The organism is Cronbergia sp. UHCC 0137 (genome assembly GCF_034932285.1).
Classification (GTDB): domain Bacteria; phylum Cyanobacteriota; class Cyanobacteriia; order Cyanobacteriales; family Nostocaceae; genus Cronbergia.
Genome location: NZ_JAYGHC010000017.1, coordinates 24,531 through 40,408, shown reverse-complemented (window position 1 = coordinate 40,408; position 15,878 = coordinate 24,531). Strand labels below are relative to the sequence as shown.

The following is a 15,878-nucleotide window of genomic DNA, read 5'->3' as shown; positions in this document are numbered from 1 at the left end:
GAATTTAGGGGGCAAGATAACGGTATTGTTTTTAGCGGATATCGCCTAAGTCCACTTCCTAGTATAGGGAAAGAAAAAAATGCAATTAAAAGAAATAAGGATTTCCCGTTTTAAGAACCAACCTGATGAGTGGTCAATTGAAGGAAAACCTCTAAATAATGAATTTGGACAATGGCTCTCTTTCGGTGGGATGAATCTCATCGTAGGGAAAAATGCAACAGGTAAAAGTAAAACAATCGATGCCATACGTCATATTGCAGACCTATTTTGTGGGGATGTGCAAATATCTCGGCTTAATTCATTAGGCTATGGAACAACTGAATATAAATTAAAGTTCGATAGTGATGGGGAAGAAATACAATACTATTTGGATTTCAAAGAGGGAAAAATCATTCAGGAGACTTTAACGGTTAATAATGTAGAAAGGTTAAACCGTACTGAAGGACTGCTTTATTATGAGGGAGCTAAGGAAAAATTAGCTTTTGAGACAGATGATGATGTATTAGCTATATCAAAAAGAGATAAAAAACAACATTCTTTCTTTGAAACGTTATATTCTTGGGGGAAAAACTTAAATTACTATCCTTTTGGCACTCCATTAGGTAAAAACGCTCTTCTAAAAGATATAAATCTGGTCAAATATGATAGTGACGAAGTAGATTTAAAAGATGGTGATGAAGTAACTCGAATTTTTTGTATGGGGGAGAAGCAATTTCCCAATTCATTTGTAAATACCATACTTGAGGATATGAAAGCAATTTCATACGATCTACAAAAAATAGAAGTAAGTCCCTTAAAAAAATTTCCTATTCCTGCATATGGCTTAAATGTACAAGAGAGAGATTTAGAGGCTATTACAGATCAGACAGAAATGTCTCAAGGAATGTTCAGGGCTTTATCACTCCTTGTACAACTCAATTATTCTCTGTTAAGCAAGACTCCAAGTTGCATTTTGATTGACGATATCGGAGAAGGATTAGATTACGATAGATCTAACAGCCTTATTGAACTTATTATTGAGAAGATAAAAGATTCATCTGTCCAAGTTATCATGACCACAAATGATAGATTTGTAATGAATAAAGTTCCTTTGGAATATTGGTCTGTTATTCAAAGAATACCCAAAAAGTCTTTATTTTATAATTATCAAAATTCTAAATCAACTTTTGAAGAATTTAAACGTACAGGGCTTAATAACTTTGATTTCTTATCCTACGAATACTATATTGAAGATTTTGATATCGAATAACAACCATGAAAAAAATTGCTTTTTTTGTTGAAGGACAAACAGAACAGCTTTTTATAAATAAGCTACTCATAGAAATAGCAGGACAAAAAAATATTTCAATTGAGCTAGAACAATTTCAAGGTTATGGAAGAACACCTACAAAAAATATTTATCCTAAAACAACTTCAAGTCCAATTTCTCCAAATCATTATGCTCTGATTCATGATTGCAGAGGTGATAGCAGTGTACGATCAAGGATTATAGAAAACTATCAGACATTATTTTTACAAGGACATACTCAAATAATAGGTCTGTTAGATTTTTATCCACAAAATCTATGTTTACAAACCAATCTAACTCAATTTGAAAATGAGTTGATAAATGGTACTGTAAAACGGAATCGCCAAGTAACTCCGCCTTTACCCGCTAACACTGCAATTGTGGTGGCTGTCAATGAAATTGAGTCGTGGTTCTTATCTGAATGCAATCACTTCACCTGTGTTGATGCGATTCTGACAAACTCTTTTATAGTATCAAGAGTAGGCTTTGACCCTTGTATTGATGATATGACTTTACGCTCCCATCCAGCCCAGGATTTACATGATATCTATCAGCTTGTAGGTAAAGCATATATAAATAAGAAAAAAGATACCGTAGAAAGAACTATAGAATGTTTGGATTATGCAAATATTTACATAAAACTCGCAAGTAAAATAACAAAATTAAATGATTTAGTTTCAATAATCAATACATTTTTGACATAATAAAGAATTCGATATGTCAAGATTATCTACTTCACCCTCAGGGCAAACGCATACTAATTTTGCGCTAACGAAAGAATAAGGCTTTCAGGAATTTATTACTGACGAATTATCTTGTTTTTCTCAACAAGCTCAGTTTTTATGGTTCTTATTGCGAAAATTATGGAGTATGCGTTTGCCCTGATTTCACCCTTACCTCACATTGTAAAGCGATCGCCTAATCATCACAACTCAGAATAATGGAGATCGCCTTTATGAGATAGGTTGTTGGTGCGATCGCCTTTAGAAGATTGATTGTTAATGCGATCGCCTAAAAATCACGACTCACAGGACTGGCGATCGCCTCCAACACAACCTTTAGCAGATAGATGATTGAGGAGATCGCCTAGAAATCACGACGCACAGTAATAGCGATCGCCTTGAGGAGATAGATTGTTGATGCGATCGCCTAGAAATCACGAATCACGGTAATAGCGATCGCCTTTAGCAGATAGATTGTTGGGGCGATCTCCAAAAAATCATGACTCATGGTAGTAGCGATCGCTTTTAGGCGATAGATTGTTGATGCGATCCCGTTTTAGCTATAGCAACCGCCAAGGTGGTTAGGACATCAATTGTTAGCGCAGCTTGACGTAACCCATTGATGAAACGAGTTTCACAACAGGGTTTTACTCCTGACTCCTGCTATATTTGCCATCAAGTTAAGTGCGAGTTAACAAGCCCGTTGCACGTCGACCGTATAACCCACATTTCGCAGATACAAAAGCAAATTTAGGAATTAAAAATTTAAAGGAAATAAAGCCTGAAAAGATTGTCTAGCAAAGATTTCAGGCTTTATTTTGGTAAAATGATCAAGTCTTGAAAAAAAAGGGAAAAACCATGAAAGAGTCAAAAGAAGCTATACAAGCCCTATATAGGTAAGGGAGAAAATTATTTCTTTTCCCCCTTTTTTTCAATCACCAATTCCTAAAAGAATGCTGCTTGATGGCGAATCAAATTAAAAAATTCTTCACGGGTTTTGTGTTCTTCTTTAAACACACCGACCATAGAACTGGTAACTGTCCAAGAACCAGGTTTTTGTACACCACGCATCACCATGCACATATGGGAGGCTTCCATCACCACAGCCACACCCTTGGGTTCAAGAATAGTTTGAACTGCTTCAGCGATTTGTCGAGTCAGTCTCTCTTGAACTTGTAACCGACGAGAATACATCTCCACAATTCGAGCTAGTTTACTTAATCCTACAACTTTTTGATTGGGAATATAGGCAACGTGCGCTCTACCCATAAATGGCAACATATGATGTTCGCATAGACTAAAGAAATTAATATCTCTAACTAGTACCATTTCATCATGTCCTTCATCAAAAATGGCACCATTAATTAGTTCTTCTAAAGATTGGTTATAGCCACTGGTGAGAAACATCATTGCCTCAGCAACACGCTTGGGGGTTTTGAGTAGTCCTTCCCGTTCAGGATCTTCTCCAACCCCTACAATCATCGTCCGCACAGATTCCATCATTTGCTCCATATTTTCCACTGTGGGTGGACGCAAATTTGGTTGTCTTCCTTCATGAGTATTGCGATCAGGTCTGGTAGTGATCGCTTCTGCTAAATCGGGAATTAGAGGAGATTGTAAACGATTAGAACCGTTGGAACTAGCGGTAGTCATGGTATCTGTCTTGGTGAAGGTTTGAATAAGTGATGAGTGATGAGTTGAAAATCAGGAGTTATACTAGATGAGAGGGTTGAACGTCTTTTTGTCTGCAATTAGAGAACCCCAGCATTTGACATTAGGGTTAATTCTTCAATTACTGCCTGTTGCGGTAATAGGGCAATATGGAGAATTGTCTGAGCCACAATTTCTGGCGTTAACATTTTGGAACGGTCAAAGTTAGCATTGACTGTTGCTGTATCCCAAAGTTCAGTATTGACGGCACCGGGACATATAGTGGTGACGCGAATGCCGTGGCTTCGTTCTTCTTGTGCCAGTGTTTGAGAAAAAGCTAATAACCCGGCTTTGCTAACGGTGTATGCTCCCCAACCAGGAAAGGATTGTTTGGCGGCTATGGAGGCAACATTGATAATTGTTCCTTTACCGCGCTGTCGCATTCCTGGCAAAATTCCCATTACGCACTGAAACACACTGGTGAGATTTAAGTTAATTACTTGCTGCCAGTCGTCTAGCGGGGTTTCACTTAAATTACCTGTGTATGCAATACCAGCGTTGTTTACTAATATGTCTATGTCACCAAATTCCTGGGCGATCGCTTGCATCTTGGTTTGTACCTCAGATACACAAGCTAGATCCATTGGAAAGGCTTTTGCTTCTACGCCAAATTTTTTTGCTGCTTCTGCTACTGCCTCCAATTTGTCCCCAGAACGGCTGACTAAAGCGACATCTATTCCTGCCTTTGCCAGCGTCAAAGCCGTTGCTTTGCCGATTCCACTGCTGCCCCCGGTAATTAGGGCGCGTTGTTTCTGCTCAAAACCCATGCGATCTCCAAATTTTTTGGCAGTGCTGCAAGCCTTCAATTACCCACACAAAAAATCAATTTTCAAATCAGTTGATTTTTTTAACAATGGGCTGATTGTCTATCTTTCACCTTTCCCAAGGAAAATAGTTAAGATTGGCTCGGCACATCAGTTTATAGCTTTAAAGCTAATTTCCAAATCGAATCCAAACGACTCAATCAAATTGAGTGCGATTGTTAATAAAAAAAACAAATACCTATAGCTGAGAAGATTGTTAAAAATCTTTAAGCAGCTATAGGCAATTATAGCACTGCTGTAGAGCAGTTTAATTGTGTCCAATGTTTTTAGTGAGCAAGTTCGGTAAAGACACCGATTTTGCGGAATTTCTCATAACGGAGTTGGCGACGCTCTGGGGCTGTTAGGCGGTTGAGTTCATCCAAGTTGTTGAGTAGGGCTTGTTTGAGGGTATTAGCTGCTGTTAAGGGATCAGAATGAGCGCCACCGATGGGTTCAGCTAATATTTGATCGATGATGCCCAGGTTTTTGAGGTCGTGGGAGATAATTTTCAGGGCGATCGCTGCTTGGGGGGCTTTACTGGCATCTTTCCACAGAATCGCAGCGCAAGCTTCGGGGGTAGCAACGGTATAAACGGAATGTTCAAACATCATCAGGCGATCGCCCACTCCTATACCCAAAGCGCCACCGGATCCGCCTTCTCCAATAACTGTACATAGGATTGGCACATCAAAACAGAACATTTCTCGGAGGTTGTAAGCGATCGCTTCTCCTTGTCCTTGATGTTCGGCTTCTATACCCGCCCAAGCGCCTGGGGTATCAATAAAAGTGATGATTGGCATTCCAAATTTATTGGCGTGTTCCATCAGCCGCAGGGCTTTACGGTAGCCACCAGGAGAGGCCATACCAAAGTTCCGCACGACGTTATCTTTGGTATCCCGTCCTTTTTGATGGCCGAGCATCACCACCGGTTGACCACCTAAACGACCAACACCACCAACCAAGGCTGGATCATCTCCTCCACAGCGATCGCCATGTAGTTCCATCCATTCATCACTGATAGACTGAATATAATCTAAAGTGCTGGGACGGCGGGGATGACGTGCTACCTGTAATCGCTGAGAAGGGGATAAGCTAGTAAAAATTTCCTCGCGCAACTCTAAAGCCCTTGTCTCTAGTTGGCGAATTTGACCAGAAACATCAACACCATTTTCGTCAGCAAGTTTCCGAATTTGCTCAATCCGGGTTGCCAGTTCTGCTAAGGGTTTTTCAAAATCCAACAGTAGCGGTTTACGCTCAGTAATTGCCATAGTTAGAGATCATAGAGGGAAATAAAAAGGAAGGGGGCAGGGGGCAGGGGGCAGGGGGCAGGGGAGGCAGGGGAGGCAGGGGAGGCAGGGGAGGCAGGGGAGGCAGGGGAGGAATAATTAATTTATCACCCATTACCCATTACCCATTACCCATTACCCATTACCAATCCAAAAGCGGTCTAAAACCGTGTTTAATGGACACTTGACCAATCTGCTCCATTTTGTCTACGGTAATCTGATTACGCCCCCAAGAAAAGTTTGTGTATAACTTCTCAAATTCCAAGAGCATAGATTCTGCAAAACAAGCAAATAATTGACGGGCTGGAACTTCCATATTGACGATTTTCATGATCTTCCAGTCAATATCTAGGGAATGCTCGACAATTCCACCATTTAACACATATATTCCAGGATGCTGGATTTTTGATGCTAAATTTTTAGGATAGCCACCATCAATCAACAGACAAGGCTGTTTTAATGTGGTTGGGTCAATTTCTACACCTTTTGGCATACTGGCAACCCAAACTACAATATCTGCCTGGGGTAGTGCTGTGCTTAAATCCATGATTTTCCCCCGTCCTAGTTCATCTTGCAGATATTGGAGACGTTCTTGGTTACGGGCTATTAACAGTAGTTCCTTCACATCTGTTTTTTTATCTAACCAACGTGTCACGGCACTACCAATGTCCCCTGTTGCTCCACACACAGCCACAGTTGCTTGCGACAGTTCGATTCCTATTCGTTTTGAGGCTGCTTCTATCTGACGACAGATAATGTAGGCAGTATGAGTGTTTCCTGTGGTGAAGCGTTCAAATTCTAGTTTGATGTTGCGGACTTGATCAAACTGTTCCAAATTAAAGTTTTCAAAGATAATTGAAGAAAATCCACCTAAAGCCGTGATATCTATACCATGCTTTTGGGCATGAGCCATAGCGTTGAGAATTTTGCGTGTTGCTGCCTTAATGCGACGATTTGCCAACATTTCCGGCAAAAAGCAAGATTCTACATACTTTCCTTCAATTTTCTGCCCAGTGATGCTGGTGACTGTGATGTGATCGACGATTTGGGGTGGGGCGCTACACCAAAAGTCTAGCCCTTGATCGGCATATTCTGGGTATCCCAATTCTTGAGCTACTGATCGGGCGTGTTCTAAACTTGTGAGATGTCCAATTAGACCAAACATGTGGTGATAGATTAGGCGTGATCTGTCGTTCGCGTAGCTTGCCGGGGGCAAAGGGGTAGAATTGGAGCAGGATTTACAGGATGAATAGGATTATTTTCAGGATTTTGGATTTCGGTTTGTATTTGATGAACTTCCATCTAAAATCTCAAATTTCTTCTTCCTGTACGGGTGAACGGCCGTTCACTCACCTCCTGACTCCTGCTGTATGGTGCTGAGTTTTGAGTGATTCATCGCCCAGCACCCAGCAATATTTTAAACAGAAGCTAGTCCGTAGGCTGAAAGACGCATGATGTCGCGGGTGGTGAAACCGATATTACTCAATGCTTCACCGTATTGAATCATGAAATCTTCTACCAATGCTTCCTTTTCCATTGCCAAGATGTGGGCATCTTTTTCGACTTGGTTGAGCATTTTCCAAACTAGGGGCAGGTTTCGGCGATTTGCTTCTTCTAGTTCGGCTTTAGATTCTGTAAAGTGTTCTTTGAGCCACACTTCGCCAAAATTCAGGTGACTATATTCTTCTTTTACTACTCCTTCTGTAATTTTACGGGCAAAATCATCGGCTACGGGTATGTAGATGTTGTAGGCAGCGATCGCAAAACATTCAATAATTAATGATTGAATTAGCAAGCAAGTGACAACTTTACCTGCGGCGGCTGCGGTTTGGAAATTTTCGTGCAATCCTGAGAAAAACTCACGGGCAAATTCCATATCTGGCGTAACTTTTAAATTGCGTCCACAGGCTTCAAACCCTTTCTTATGGCGCAGTTCCATCTTCGATAGCCGGATGAGTTCATCTTTATCTGCTGTCAGCAAATTAGATAATGTAATGTAATTGTCGTGGGCTTCTTGCTCCCCTTCGATCACAATGGCGTTAATGCGGCTGTAAGCGTCTTTATATTCCGCGCTTTGGAAATCAAGTTTTTTATCTTGTTCTACAAGTTGCTGCATGGTGTGTTTACTCCGTTGAAACTGAATCATTTGATACGAAAATTTAATTTATCCTAGAAATTCAGGATAATCATGACTGTGGTTTAATTTAACTTAACAAGAAACTATTATTAAAGATTAGCTTTTAGTGGGTGCAATGCCCTAATACTAGAAAAAAATAAATTATTGGCAGTCATATCCGATGTTCAAATTCAAGTGGAATCTGAAAAATGAGAATTTTTGGAGCTTAGTGGCCTTACTGCTAGGAGCATTGATTGTTTTACTGCCTTTATTTGTAGTTTTTATTACATCATTTATGCCCGTGGGGTCAACCTTGGGGATTTGGACACAGAAAAACTGGACTTTAGCCAATTATCGACAAGCTTGGGAACAGGGAAAGTTTTTATTGGCGTTTGCTAATTCTACCTTGGTAGCGATCGCCGTGACATTTTTTCAGATTATCACTTCTGCCTTAGCTGGTTATGCCCTGGCTAGGTTGAAATTTCGGGGTAGACAAGCTATAATGTTAATTGTCTTGGCAACCTTGGTCATTCCCTTTCAATTACTGGTTATACCCATCTTTTTAGTCCTCAAGTGGGGACACCTGATCAATACTTACTGGGCATTGATTTTACCCACTGCGGTCAACGGCTTCGGAATTTTCTTATTACGTCAATATTTCCAGACAATTCCCCTGGAGTTGGAGGAAGCAGCGGCCATAGATGGGGCAAATAGACTCCAGATTTTGTGGAGAGTGATGTTACCTTTAGCACGTCCGGCTTTAGTGACGCTGTTTTTATTCACTTTTATTGGTGAATGGAATGATTTATTTAAACCTTTAGTCTTCACCACCAAACCAGAACTGAGAACAGTACAGTTAGCCTTGGCAGAATTTCAAGAACAATTTACCAATAACTGGCCATTAATGATGGCAGCAGTGACAATTTCTACTATACCAGTGATGGTGTTATTCTTTATTGGACAAAAGCAATTTATTCAAGGTATTGCGGCAACAGGAATTAAAAATTAAAATGACTCTCTTATAGGGTGTGGTTCGGCAAGCTCACCAACCACGTCAGACCCGATAATTGAACATCTAACAGATTTTTTCTATCTGACGCACCGCACTAATATGTCTGAATTGTTTGAATCAGGATATCCAGGATTAAAGGATGTACAGGATTTATTTTCACAGTGATCGGGTACTTGTACTAAAATAAAGATATCCTAAATGGTACTAAAACATCCTCGAATGACATGAAATCAGTTACTGTGTCCCCAGATATAGAAATTGTGATCCCATCAGAGATTTGTCAATTTCTCAATGTTGCCCAGGGGCAAAAATTTCGGGCAGAACGAGATGGGGATCGAATTATACTCACGCTCCTCAAACCAATCAACAGTATGCGCGGATTTCTTAAAGGGATTGATACAACCATCGAGAGAGAGTTAGATCGGGTATAGACTTCTTGCAAAAGTCGTGATTTTCAAATTCTTCTTTGCGCCTACCCTATGCCTCCGGCACGCTACGCGAACGGGATATGCCTCCGGCACGTTACACGAACGCGAAGCGCGATTGCGTGAGCTTTTCAAAAATAATTTTGGCGACACCAAAGTATTTATGCAAGAGGTCTTATGAATGTGGTTGATTCCTCCGATTGGGTGGCAGATAAAAGATTTTTCATTGAAAATGTGCAGTACATTTCCAAATAGCTTAGTCTTGTAATTGTAGATGATTTAGGAATCAGCGATCGCGAAGGGAATTGTCGCCTTGGGTATGGCTTTGTTGATTTAAATGTTGATCAAGTAAATAAATGGTTTAATTTTCTCCTTTCCTTTTTCCTTCTTCGCGCTCTTTGCGTCTATCCCTACGGGACGCTACGCGAATGCGGTTGGTTTCTTTATTCCTCAAAATTTATTTGACATGACTTACGCTAGGCTATCAGCAAGTCCTAATTTATTGATCACCAATTAGTAAACCTATGTTAGAAAATAAACCCCGTGATGTCCAAATTTTGCCCATTGGGACAAATACAACCATAGTGCGATCGCGCAGTTGGACTAGACTAAGATTTGAAATAGAATATGCTTTAGCCAAAGGAACAACCGCTAATTCCTACTTAATCCAAGCCGATAAAACCGCCATCATTGACCCACCAGGGGAAACCTTCACGGAAATTTATCTGGCAGCTTTGCAACAACGCCTCGACTTACAACAACTAGATTACATTATCCTGGGACACGTCAACCCCAACCGTGCCGCCACCTTAAAAACCCTGTTAGAAATAGCCCCCCAAATCACCTTTGTTTGCTCAAATCCAGGGGCTATGAACCTCCGCACAGCCTTAGAAAACCCAGATATAGCAATTTTGGTCATGAGGGGAGAAGAAACCCTAGATTTAGGTCAAGGCCATCACCTGCAATTTATCCCCACCCCCAACCCCCGTTACGCCGACCAACTTTGTACCTACGACCCCCAAACAGAGATATTATTTTCCGATAAGTTATTTGGGGCGCATATTTGCGGAGATCAGGTATTTGATGAAGGTTGGGAAGTTTTTAACGAAGACCGCCGCTATTATTTTGACTGTTTAATGGCTCCCCACGCCAGACAAGTGGAAACAGCCTTAGAAAAACTTGCTGATTTACCCGTAAGAATGTACGCCACAGGACACGGACCGATTGTACGGTACGGCTTAATTGACCTAACCAAAGCCTATCGAGAATGGAGTCAACAGCAAACCACCGCAGATACCACAGTGGCCTTAATCTATGCGTCGGCCTATGGGAATACTGCTACTTTAGCTCAAGCGATCGCTCGCGGCATCACTAAAGCTGGAGTGAGTGTAGAATCAATTAACTGCGAATTTACCGACCCGGAAGAAATCCGCGCTGCTGTGGAAAAATCCGCCGGTTTCGTCATTGGTTCACCCACCCTGGGCGGTCATGCACCCACACCAGTACAAACAGCATTAGGAATAGTTTTATCTACTGCAACTAACAACAAACTGGCCGGTGTATTTGGTTCTTTTGGTTGGAGTGGGGAAGCGGTTGATTTAATTGAAGGTAAACTCAAAGATGCCGGTTACAGATTTGGTTTCGACACCATTCGCGTCAAATTTAAACCCAACGATGTCACCCTGCAAACCTGCGAAGAAGCCGGTACAGATTTTGCTCAAGCCTTGAAAAAAGCGAAAAAGAAAGTAGTAGCCAAACAACCAGCCACCACCGTAGAACAAGCTGTAGGTCGGATTATTGGTTCTCTGTGTGTAGTTACAGCCACCCAAGGAGATGTGAAAAGTGGGATGTTAGCATCTTGGGTAACACAAGCTAGTTTTAATCCCCCTGGTTTAACGATCGCAGTAGCAAAAGACCGGGCAATGGAATCACTATCTCACACTGGCAACCAATTTGTCGTGAATATTTTGGCAGAAGGAAAGGAACTCAGAAAGCAATTTATGAAAACCTTCACCCCTGGACAAGATAGGTTTGCGGGTTTAGCAATGGAAGAAGCCAGTAATGGGGGTATTATTCTCACCGATGCCTTAGCTTATTTGGAATGTTCTGTACAAAGTCGCATGGAAGCTGGTGATCATTGGTTAGTTTATGCCACCGTGGATAGTGGGAAAGTGTTAAATCAAGATGGTGTGACGGCAGTGCATCATCGTAAATCTGCAAATTATTATTAGGTAGGGTTTGTGGAAAAAGTCCTTTCGTTAGGGCTAGGAGTCAGCAAAAGTAGGGTGTGTTAGCGACAGCGTAACGCACCATTCCAGGTTAAATCAGAATTGCAGGTTATTAAATTTGCGTTCCTAAGAGCGATGATCACAAGGGAGAATGTCGTCTGTGAACGACCTATTGAGATTCAATACTTCTCGGTTAAGGAGTGTAGAGACGTTCCTCATGTAGGGATTCTCGGCTCTACAGGGGTTTTCGGCTACCCCTGGCATTGAGTACAAAAATGACTAGAACGCCCACCTAATTTAATTCGTTCAATCACATGACCGCAAACTTTACAAGGTTTTCCAGCCCGGTTGTAAACCCACGCTTCACCACCATAATTGCCGTTAATGCCCTTAACATTGAGAAAATTACTAAAAGTTGTTCCTCCAGCCGCAATACTGGCTGATAAGACTTCAATAATTGCCTTTCGCAACCGTTCAACCTGTTCAACCTGCAACTCTGGAGAGAGAGTAGTTGGTAATATACCACTTTTAAATAGAGCCTCATCAGCATAAATATTACCTAATCCCGCCACCACCGACTGATCTAAAAGGGCAGTTTTGATCGGACGACGGCCTTTTTGCAACTTATTCCCTAAATATTCAACAGTAAATTCTGGAGAAAAAGGGTCAACTGCCAACTTTGCTAAACCAGTAATAATAGTTTCTATCGGCACACCAGAGGGAACAATCCACATTTGCCCAAAAGTACGCTGATCAACAAAACGTAATTCTTGGCGATCGCCAAAAAATAATCTCACCCTTGTATGTTTGTGTAAGGGTTCATCTCTATCTAACCAGAGTAATTGGCCAGTCATCCGTAGATGCACACCAAGCCAAAGTGGAGATAGAGGAACTGGGGAATTTTGAATTTCTACCGTTTGGGAGAGTTCAGCGACAAGATATTTACCGCGACGATGCCAACATTTAATCACACAGCCTTTAATAGTGTCTAAAAACTCACCAACAAAAAACGGGTAGGCAATGGTGCGATCGCGCAACACATCCCCCCCCGTAATTTCCAAGTTCAGGGTCGATTCATTCAAACCCCGTCGGACTGTTTCGACTTCAGGCAATTCAGGCATTTAATATCTTAGGAGACTATTCAGGTTAAACATCGGGAATAATAGAGCTTTTAGTCTTCTGACTGGATGCCCTACACTCCCTTGATTATCCCATTTAACAGCCCCCTTAAACTAAAATAGCCTTACTTTTTAGCCGCCTTAGCCTTGGGTGCTTCCACCTCAATTAGTTCATCTACTGCAAAGTTGTTGGTGTTAATACCAGAGTAATTGACCTTATCAAACCGAACAATCACGGGATATTTAATACCGCTTTGGTCAATGGAGGCCACGGTTCCTAGATCCTGAAACCAGTAGGATTCGGGGCGGAGAATTCGTACTTTAGAACCACGTTGAACCATGAGAATCTTCCCTTTAAATTATCAAGTACAAGAATAGGGCTAATTGCACTGTACAACCTCAAGGTTGTTGCTAGAGGATTTGTTAAGTTATTTATCTGAAAGGCAGGGGGAAGGGGGGGCAGGGGGGGCAGGGGAGGCAGGGGGCAGGGGGCAGGGGGCAGGGGAGGCAGGGGAGGCAGGGGGAGAGAGGAATAAATTTTAATTACCAATTACCAATTACCAATTACCAATTACCCATTACCCATTACCCATTACCCATTACCCATTACCCCATGACCCCATAACCCCCTAGTTTATTTCACTCTTGACAAACTCAAGACAATAGAATACCTTCATTCGCAGATACTACTGCTACATTATTTTATGACTTGCTCAAAACAAACACACTCCCTTCATTTCCTCGGCCAATACGCAGATCATCATCTAGATAGGTGATATCTAACCACCCTTGTTGTTCTTCCTTTTTAATAGGAAAATCCAGGGCTGTAAACTTTTGACCAGATTCAATTTGTTGAATCAAATTTCCTGGTGATTGATAACCGATTAATCTTTGCAACCCGATGATAAAACGTTTAAACTTAACCTGAACGCGACGATCTGAGACTGGTTCAAATTTAGCCGCAACGCTAACTAAACCTTCCAGCGAAGGTAAACCGTAGATCTCAGCTATGTTATAAACACTGGCAGACTCTACCCGAATACACTGGTAAATTTGACCAAGTTTGTATAAAGGTATATTGTCTAGGTTTAATAAAGCCTTGCTTGTGGTGTATAGTAGTCGCCAATTGCCTTCTAGCAAGTTACTGGCTTCTAAAGGCCGTGGTGTAGGATTTAGGTCTTCTAAATTAGCGATCGCTGCTAAAATTGCCTGTTTTTGTGCCTCCGTGGCCACCAAACCGCGATTTGTCCCAGCAATTACATCTATTAGTCTAGATTTTCCGATCATAGTCTTGAACCTCTCAAATCAGCATTAACTTGATATTAATGTTGTTACTTAGTTACTCAATCCACCAAATCCCCTCTCTGGCTTACCTGACCGTAATTAGATAAAGATTTTTGTTTAATTCGGATTGATTAATCAAAGAGTGGAATTAGTGAATAACTAGCTCGTATCAAATGATAGACTCTTAATGTCTGGTTACATAAATACCTGTTTGTTTTGAGTGATATGTTAAACTCCCCCATATATGAAGCCCCTCGCAACCAGAGGGCTGCGGTTATTCCCTTAAAACCAGAATCTTCTATGGTAGACTGGCTTTTGTCTAAAGGTCGTCTTGTAGCCCGTGAAGTTCACGAACAAGATTTATTAACAGGATCAGGAATCACAGATTTACTGGGTGGAGAAGATGGTATTCCCGATCTAGATTATGATGATGACGAAATCAGTATAGAAGAAGAATAACCTTCACCTCTGAGGGTTGGTTTTTATACATTTAAAAAAACTGTGTTTCTTGTTTTAGTGTGGAGTGAAGGAAATTTTTTGTGGACGCAAAATTGTTTCATGACCAAAGTTTAAATTTTTCTGGGATTGGTTTAGCCTCTTTGCTAACCATTACTCTTGGTGGAAGCGGCTTTATTTTAGATTTGATGGCGAATAGGATGCCCTGGTATCTTAATTCGTTAAGCTTACCTCTGTTGTTATGTGCTGTCGTTACAGCCGCTTTAGGATACTGGGTAGTTCCATTATTGCAAGCGCTGAAAACCGGGCAAATAATCCGTGAAGATGGACCTCAAGCCCATCTCAAAAAAGCCGGTACCCCGACTATGGGAGGAATATTTTTTATCCCTGTGGCTGTGGTAGTTGCTTGTATATTCTCTAACTTTGCCCAAGATGTAGTTGCGGTTTCCGCTTTAACACTCAGTTATGGACTAATTGGCTGGCTTGACGATTGGCAAATTTTACGCCGTAAGTCAAATAAAGGGATATCACCACGGATGAAGTTGATTTTACAAATCATTTTTGCGGCGGTGTTTTGCTTATGGCTAATGTTTAATCGTGATTCTAGTATAACTAATATCACTTTTCCTTGGGTGAATTTTGTCTTGCCTTTAGGATTTATGTTCTGGCCTTTCGCTGGGTTTGTCCTAGTTGCAGAAAGTAATGCTACTAATTTAACCGATGGTATTGATGGCTTGGCTGCTGGTACAGTAGCGATCGCTATTTTTGCACTAGGCGTTTTAATTAGTCCATCCTCCCCAGAATTAATGATATTCTGTGCCTCCCTCAGTGGCAGTTGTTTAGGCTTTTTAGCCCACAACCGCAATCCAGCCCGTGTATTCATGGGAGACACCGGTTCTTTAGCCTTGGGAGGTGCGTTAGCTGCCGTTGCCTTGTTAACCAACAGTTTAGTAGCTTTATTTATCCTCAGTGGCATCTTCTTTGTCGAAACCCTCTCTGTAATGGCGCAAGTTAGCTATTACAAAGCCACCAAGGGTCCAGATGGTAAAGGTAAGCGTTTATTTAAAATGGCTCCCTTACATCACCATCTAGAATTAACTGGTTGGTCAGAATTGCAAGTGGTAGCAGTTTTCTACGCCATTTCCGCGATTTTGGCTCTAATTTGCTTCCTGGGGATCAAATTCTAAAAAGCAGAAAAACTTTTGTTAGCTCTAAAAAAATCTAAACCTCTTTCTGTATGAGAGAGGTTTTTTAATGGCATTTCCATTTTGTTTCAAAAGATTTAGAATTTGCTAAATATACTAAAAACGCAATATATTCATAAATCAGGGATTTAACGGCTATTCAAGGGTGATAATATGCAAGAAATCAGCCTTGAAACGATTAAAACTCAAACTCATTTTTAAGATTCTAGATTATCCTGACTCCTG

The 15,878-nt window shown here is 41.2% G+C and carries 15 protein-coding genes; 7 read left to right on the top strand and 8 right to left on the bottom strand.

Annotated features, from left to right (window positions below):
* Positions 1-79 precede the first annotated feature (79 nt).
* Positions 80-1,249 carry an ATP-binding protein gene (locus tag VB711_RS10620; RefSeq protein WP_323285923.1) on the top strand — a complete coding sequence of 390 codons (1,170 nt, stop codon included), beginning with the start codon at positions 80-82 and terminating at the stop codon, positions 1,247-1,249.
* A 5-nt stretch (positions 1,250-1,254) separates the two neighbouring features.
* Positions 1,255-1,992: a DUF4276 family protein gene (locus VB711_RS10615; RefSeq protein WP_323285922.1), complete on the top strand. Its 738-nt coding sequence runs from the start codon at positions 1,255-1,257 to the stop codon at positions 1,990-1,992.
* A 963-nt stretch (positions 1,993-2,955) separates the two neighbouring features.
* Here VB711_RS10615 and folE read toward each other — a convergent pair.
* The 5 genes from folE to VB711_RS10590 all read right to left on the bottom strand — a co-directional run bounded on the left by folE (position 2,956) and on the right by VB711_RS10590 (position 7,925).
* Positions 2,956-3,663 (bottom strand): GTP cyclohydrolase I FolE, encoded by a 708-nt coding sequence (folE, locus tag VB711_RS10610; RefSeq protein WP_323285919.1) that lies wholly within the window; start codon positions 3,661-3,663, stop codon positions 2,956-2,958.
* 98 nt (positions 3,664-3,761) lie between these two features.
* On the bottom strand, positions 3,762-4,487 hold the full coding sequence (locus VB711_RS10605) for an SDR family oxidoreductase (protein WP_323285917.1): 726 nt from the start codon (positions 4,485-4,487) through the stop codon (positions 3,762-3,764).
* 323 nt (positions 4,488-4,810) lie between these two features.
* Entirely contained in the window at positions 4,811-5,791 is a 981-nt protein-coding gene (locus VB711_RS10600) for an acetyl-CoA carboxylase carboxyltransferase subunit alpha (RefSeq protein ID WP_323285915.1), read from the bottom strand.
* Between the two features lie 160 nt (positions 5,792-5,951).
* Positions 5,952-6,974, bottom strand: a complete 1,023-nt coding sequence (locus tag VB711_RS10595; RefSeq protein WP_323285913.1) for a long-chain acyl-[acyl-carrier-protein] reductase — start codon at positions 6,972-6,974, stop codon at positions 5,952-5,954.
* 252 nt (positions 6,975-7,226) lie between these two features.
* Positions 7,227-7,925: an aldehyde oxygenase (deformylating) gene (locus VB711_RS10590; protein ID WP_323285911.1), complete on the bottom strand. Its 699-nt coding sequence runs from the start codon at positions 7,923-7,925 to the stop codon at positions 7,227-7,229.
* A 181-nt stretch (positions 7,926-8,106) separates the two neighbouring features.
* On the opposite strand from VB711_RS10590, the gene VB711_RS10585 reads away from it, so the two are divergent.
* From VB711_RS10585 to VB711_RS10575, 3 genes are all read left to right on the top strand, one after another.
* Entirely contained in the window at positions 8,107-8,934 is an 828-nt protein-coding gene (locus VB711_RS10585) for a carbohydrate ABC transporter permease (protein WP_323285910.1), read from the top strand.
* A 227-nt stretch (positions 8,935-9,161) separates the two neighbouring features.
* Positions 9,162-9,368, top strand: coding sequence for an AbrB/MazE/SpoVT family DNA-binding domain-containing protein (locus VB711_RS10580; RefSeq protein WP_323285908.1), 207 nt, complete (start codon positions 9,162-9,164; stop codon positions 9,366-9,368).
* A 518-nt stretch (positions 9,369-9,886) separates the two neighbouring features.
* The gene (locus VB711_RS10575; protein WP_323285906.1) at positions 9,887-11,593 is read left to right on the top strand and encodes a diflavin flavoprotein; all 1,707 of its coding nucleotides are present in this window, start codon (positions 9,887-9,889) and stop codon (positions 11,591-11,593) included.
* Between the two features lie 248 nt (positions 11,594-11,841).
* On the opposite strand, the gene VB711_RS10570 is transcribed toward VB711_RS10575, so the two are convergent.
* The 3 genes from VB711_RS10570 to VB711_RS10560 all read right to left on the bottom strand — a co-directional run bounded on the left by VB711_RS10570 (position 11,842) and on the right by VB711_RS10560 (position 13,995).
* Positions 11,842-12,711: a DNA-formamidopyrimidine glycosylase gene (locus VB711_RS10570; RefSeq protein WP_323285903.1), complete on the bottom strand. Its 870-nt coding sequence runs from the start codon at positions 12,709-12,711 to the stop codon at positions 11,842-11,844.
* A gap of 122 nt (positions 12,712-12,833) precedes the next feature.
* The gene (locus VB711_RS10565; protein ID WP_323285901.1) at positions 12,834-13,049 is read right to left on the bottom strand and encodes a photosystem I reaction center subunit IV; all 216 of its coding nucleotides are present in this window, start codon (positions 13,047-13,049) and stop codon (positions 12,834-12,836) included.
* A gap of 361 nt (positions 13,050-13,410) precedes the next feature.
* Entirely contained in the window at positions 13,411-13,995 is a 585-nt protein-coding gene (locus VB711_RS10560; RefSeq protein ID WP_323285899.1) for a PAP/fibrillin family protein, read from the bottom strand.
* 222 nt (positions 13,996-14,217) lie between these two features.
* Between VB711_RS10560 and VB711_RS10555 the strand changes: the two genes are divergently transcribed.
* Together VB711_RS10555 and mraY are read left to right on the top strand one after the other, a co-directional pair.
* The gene (locus VB711_RS10555) at positions 14,218-14,451 is read left to right on the top strand and encodes a DUF3134 domain-containing protein (RefSeq protein ID WP_323285896.1); all 234 of its coding nucleotides are present in this window, start codon (positions 14,218-14,220) and stop codon (positions 14,449-14,451) included.
* Between the two features lie 80 nt (positions 14,452-14,531).
* Positions 14,532-15,635, top strand: a complete 1,104-nt coding sequence (mraY, locus tag VB711_RS10550; protein ID WP_323285895.1) for a phospho-N-acetylmuramoyl-pentapeptide-transferase — start codon at positions 14,532-14,534, stop codon at positions 15,633-15,635.
* Positions 15,636-15,878: the final 243 nt, after the last annotated feature.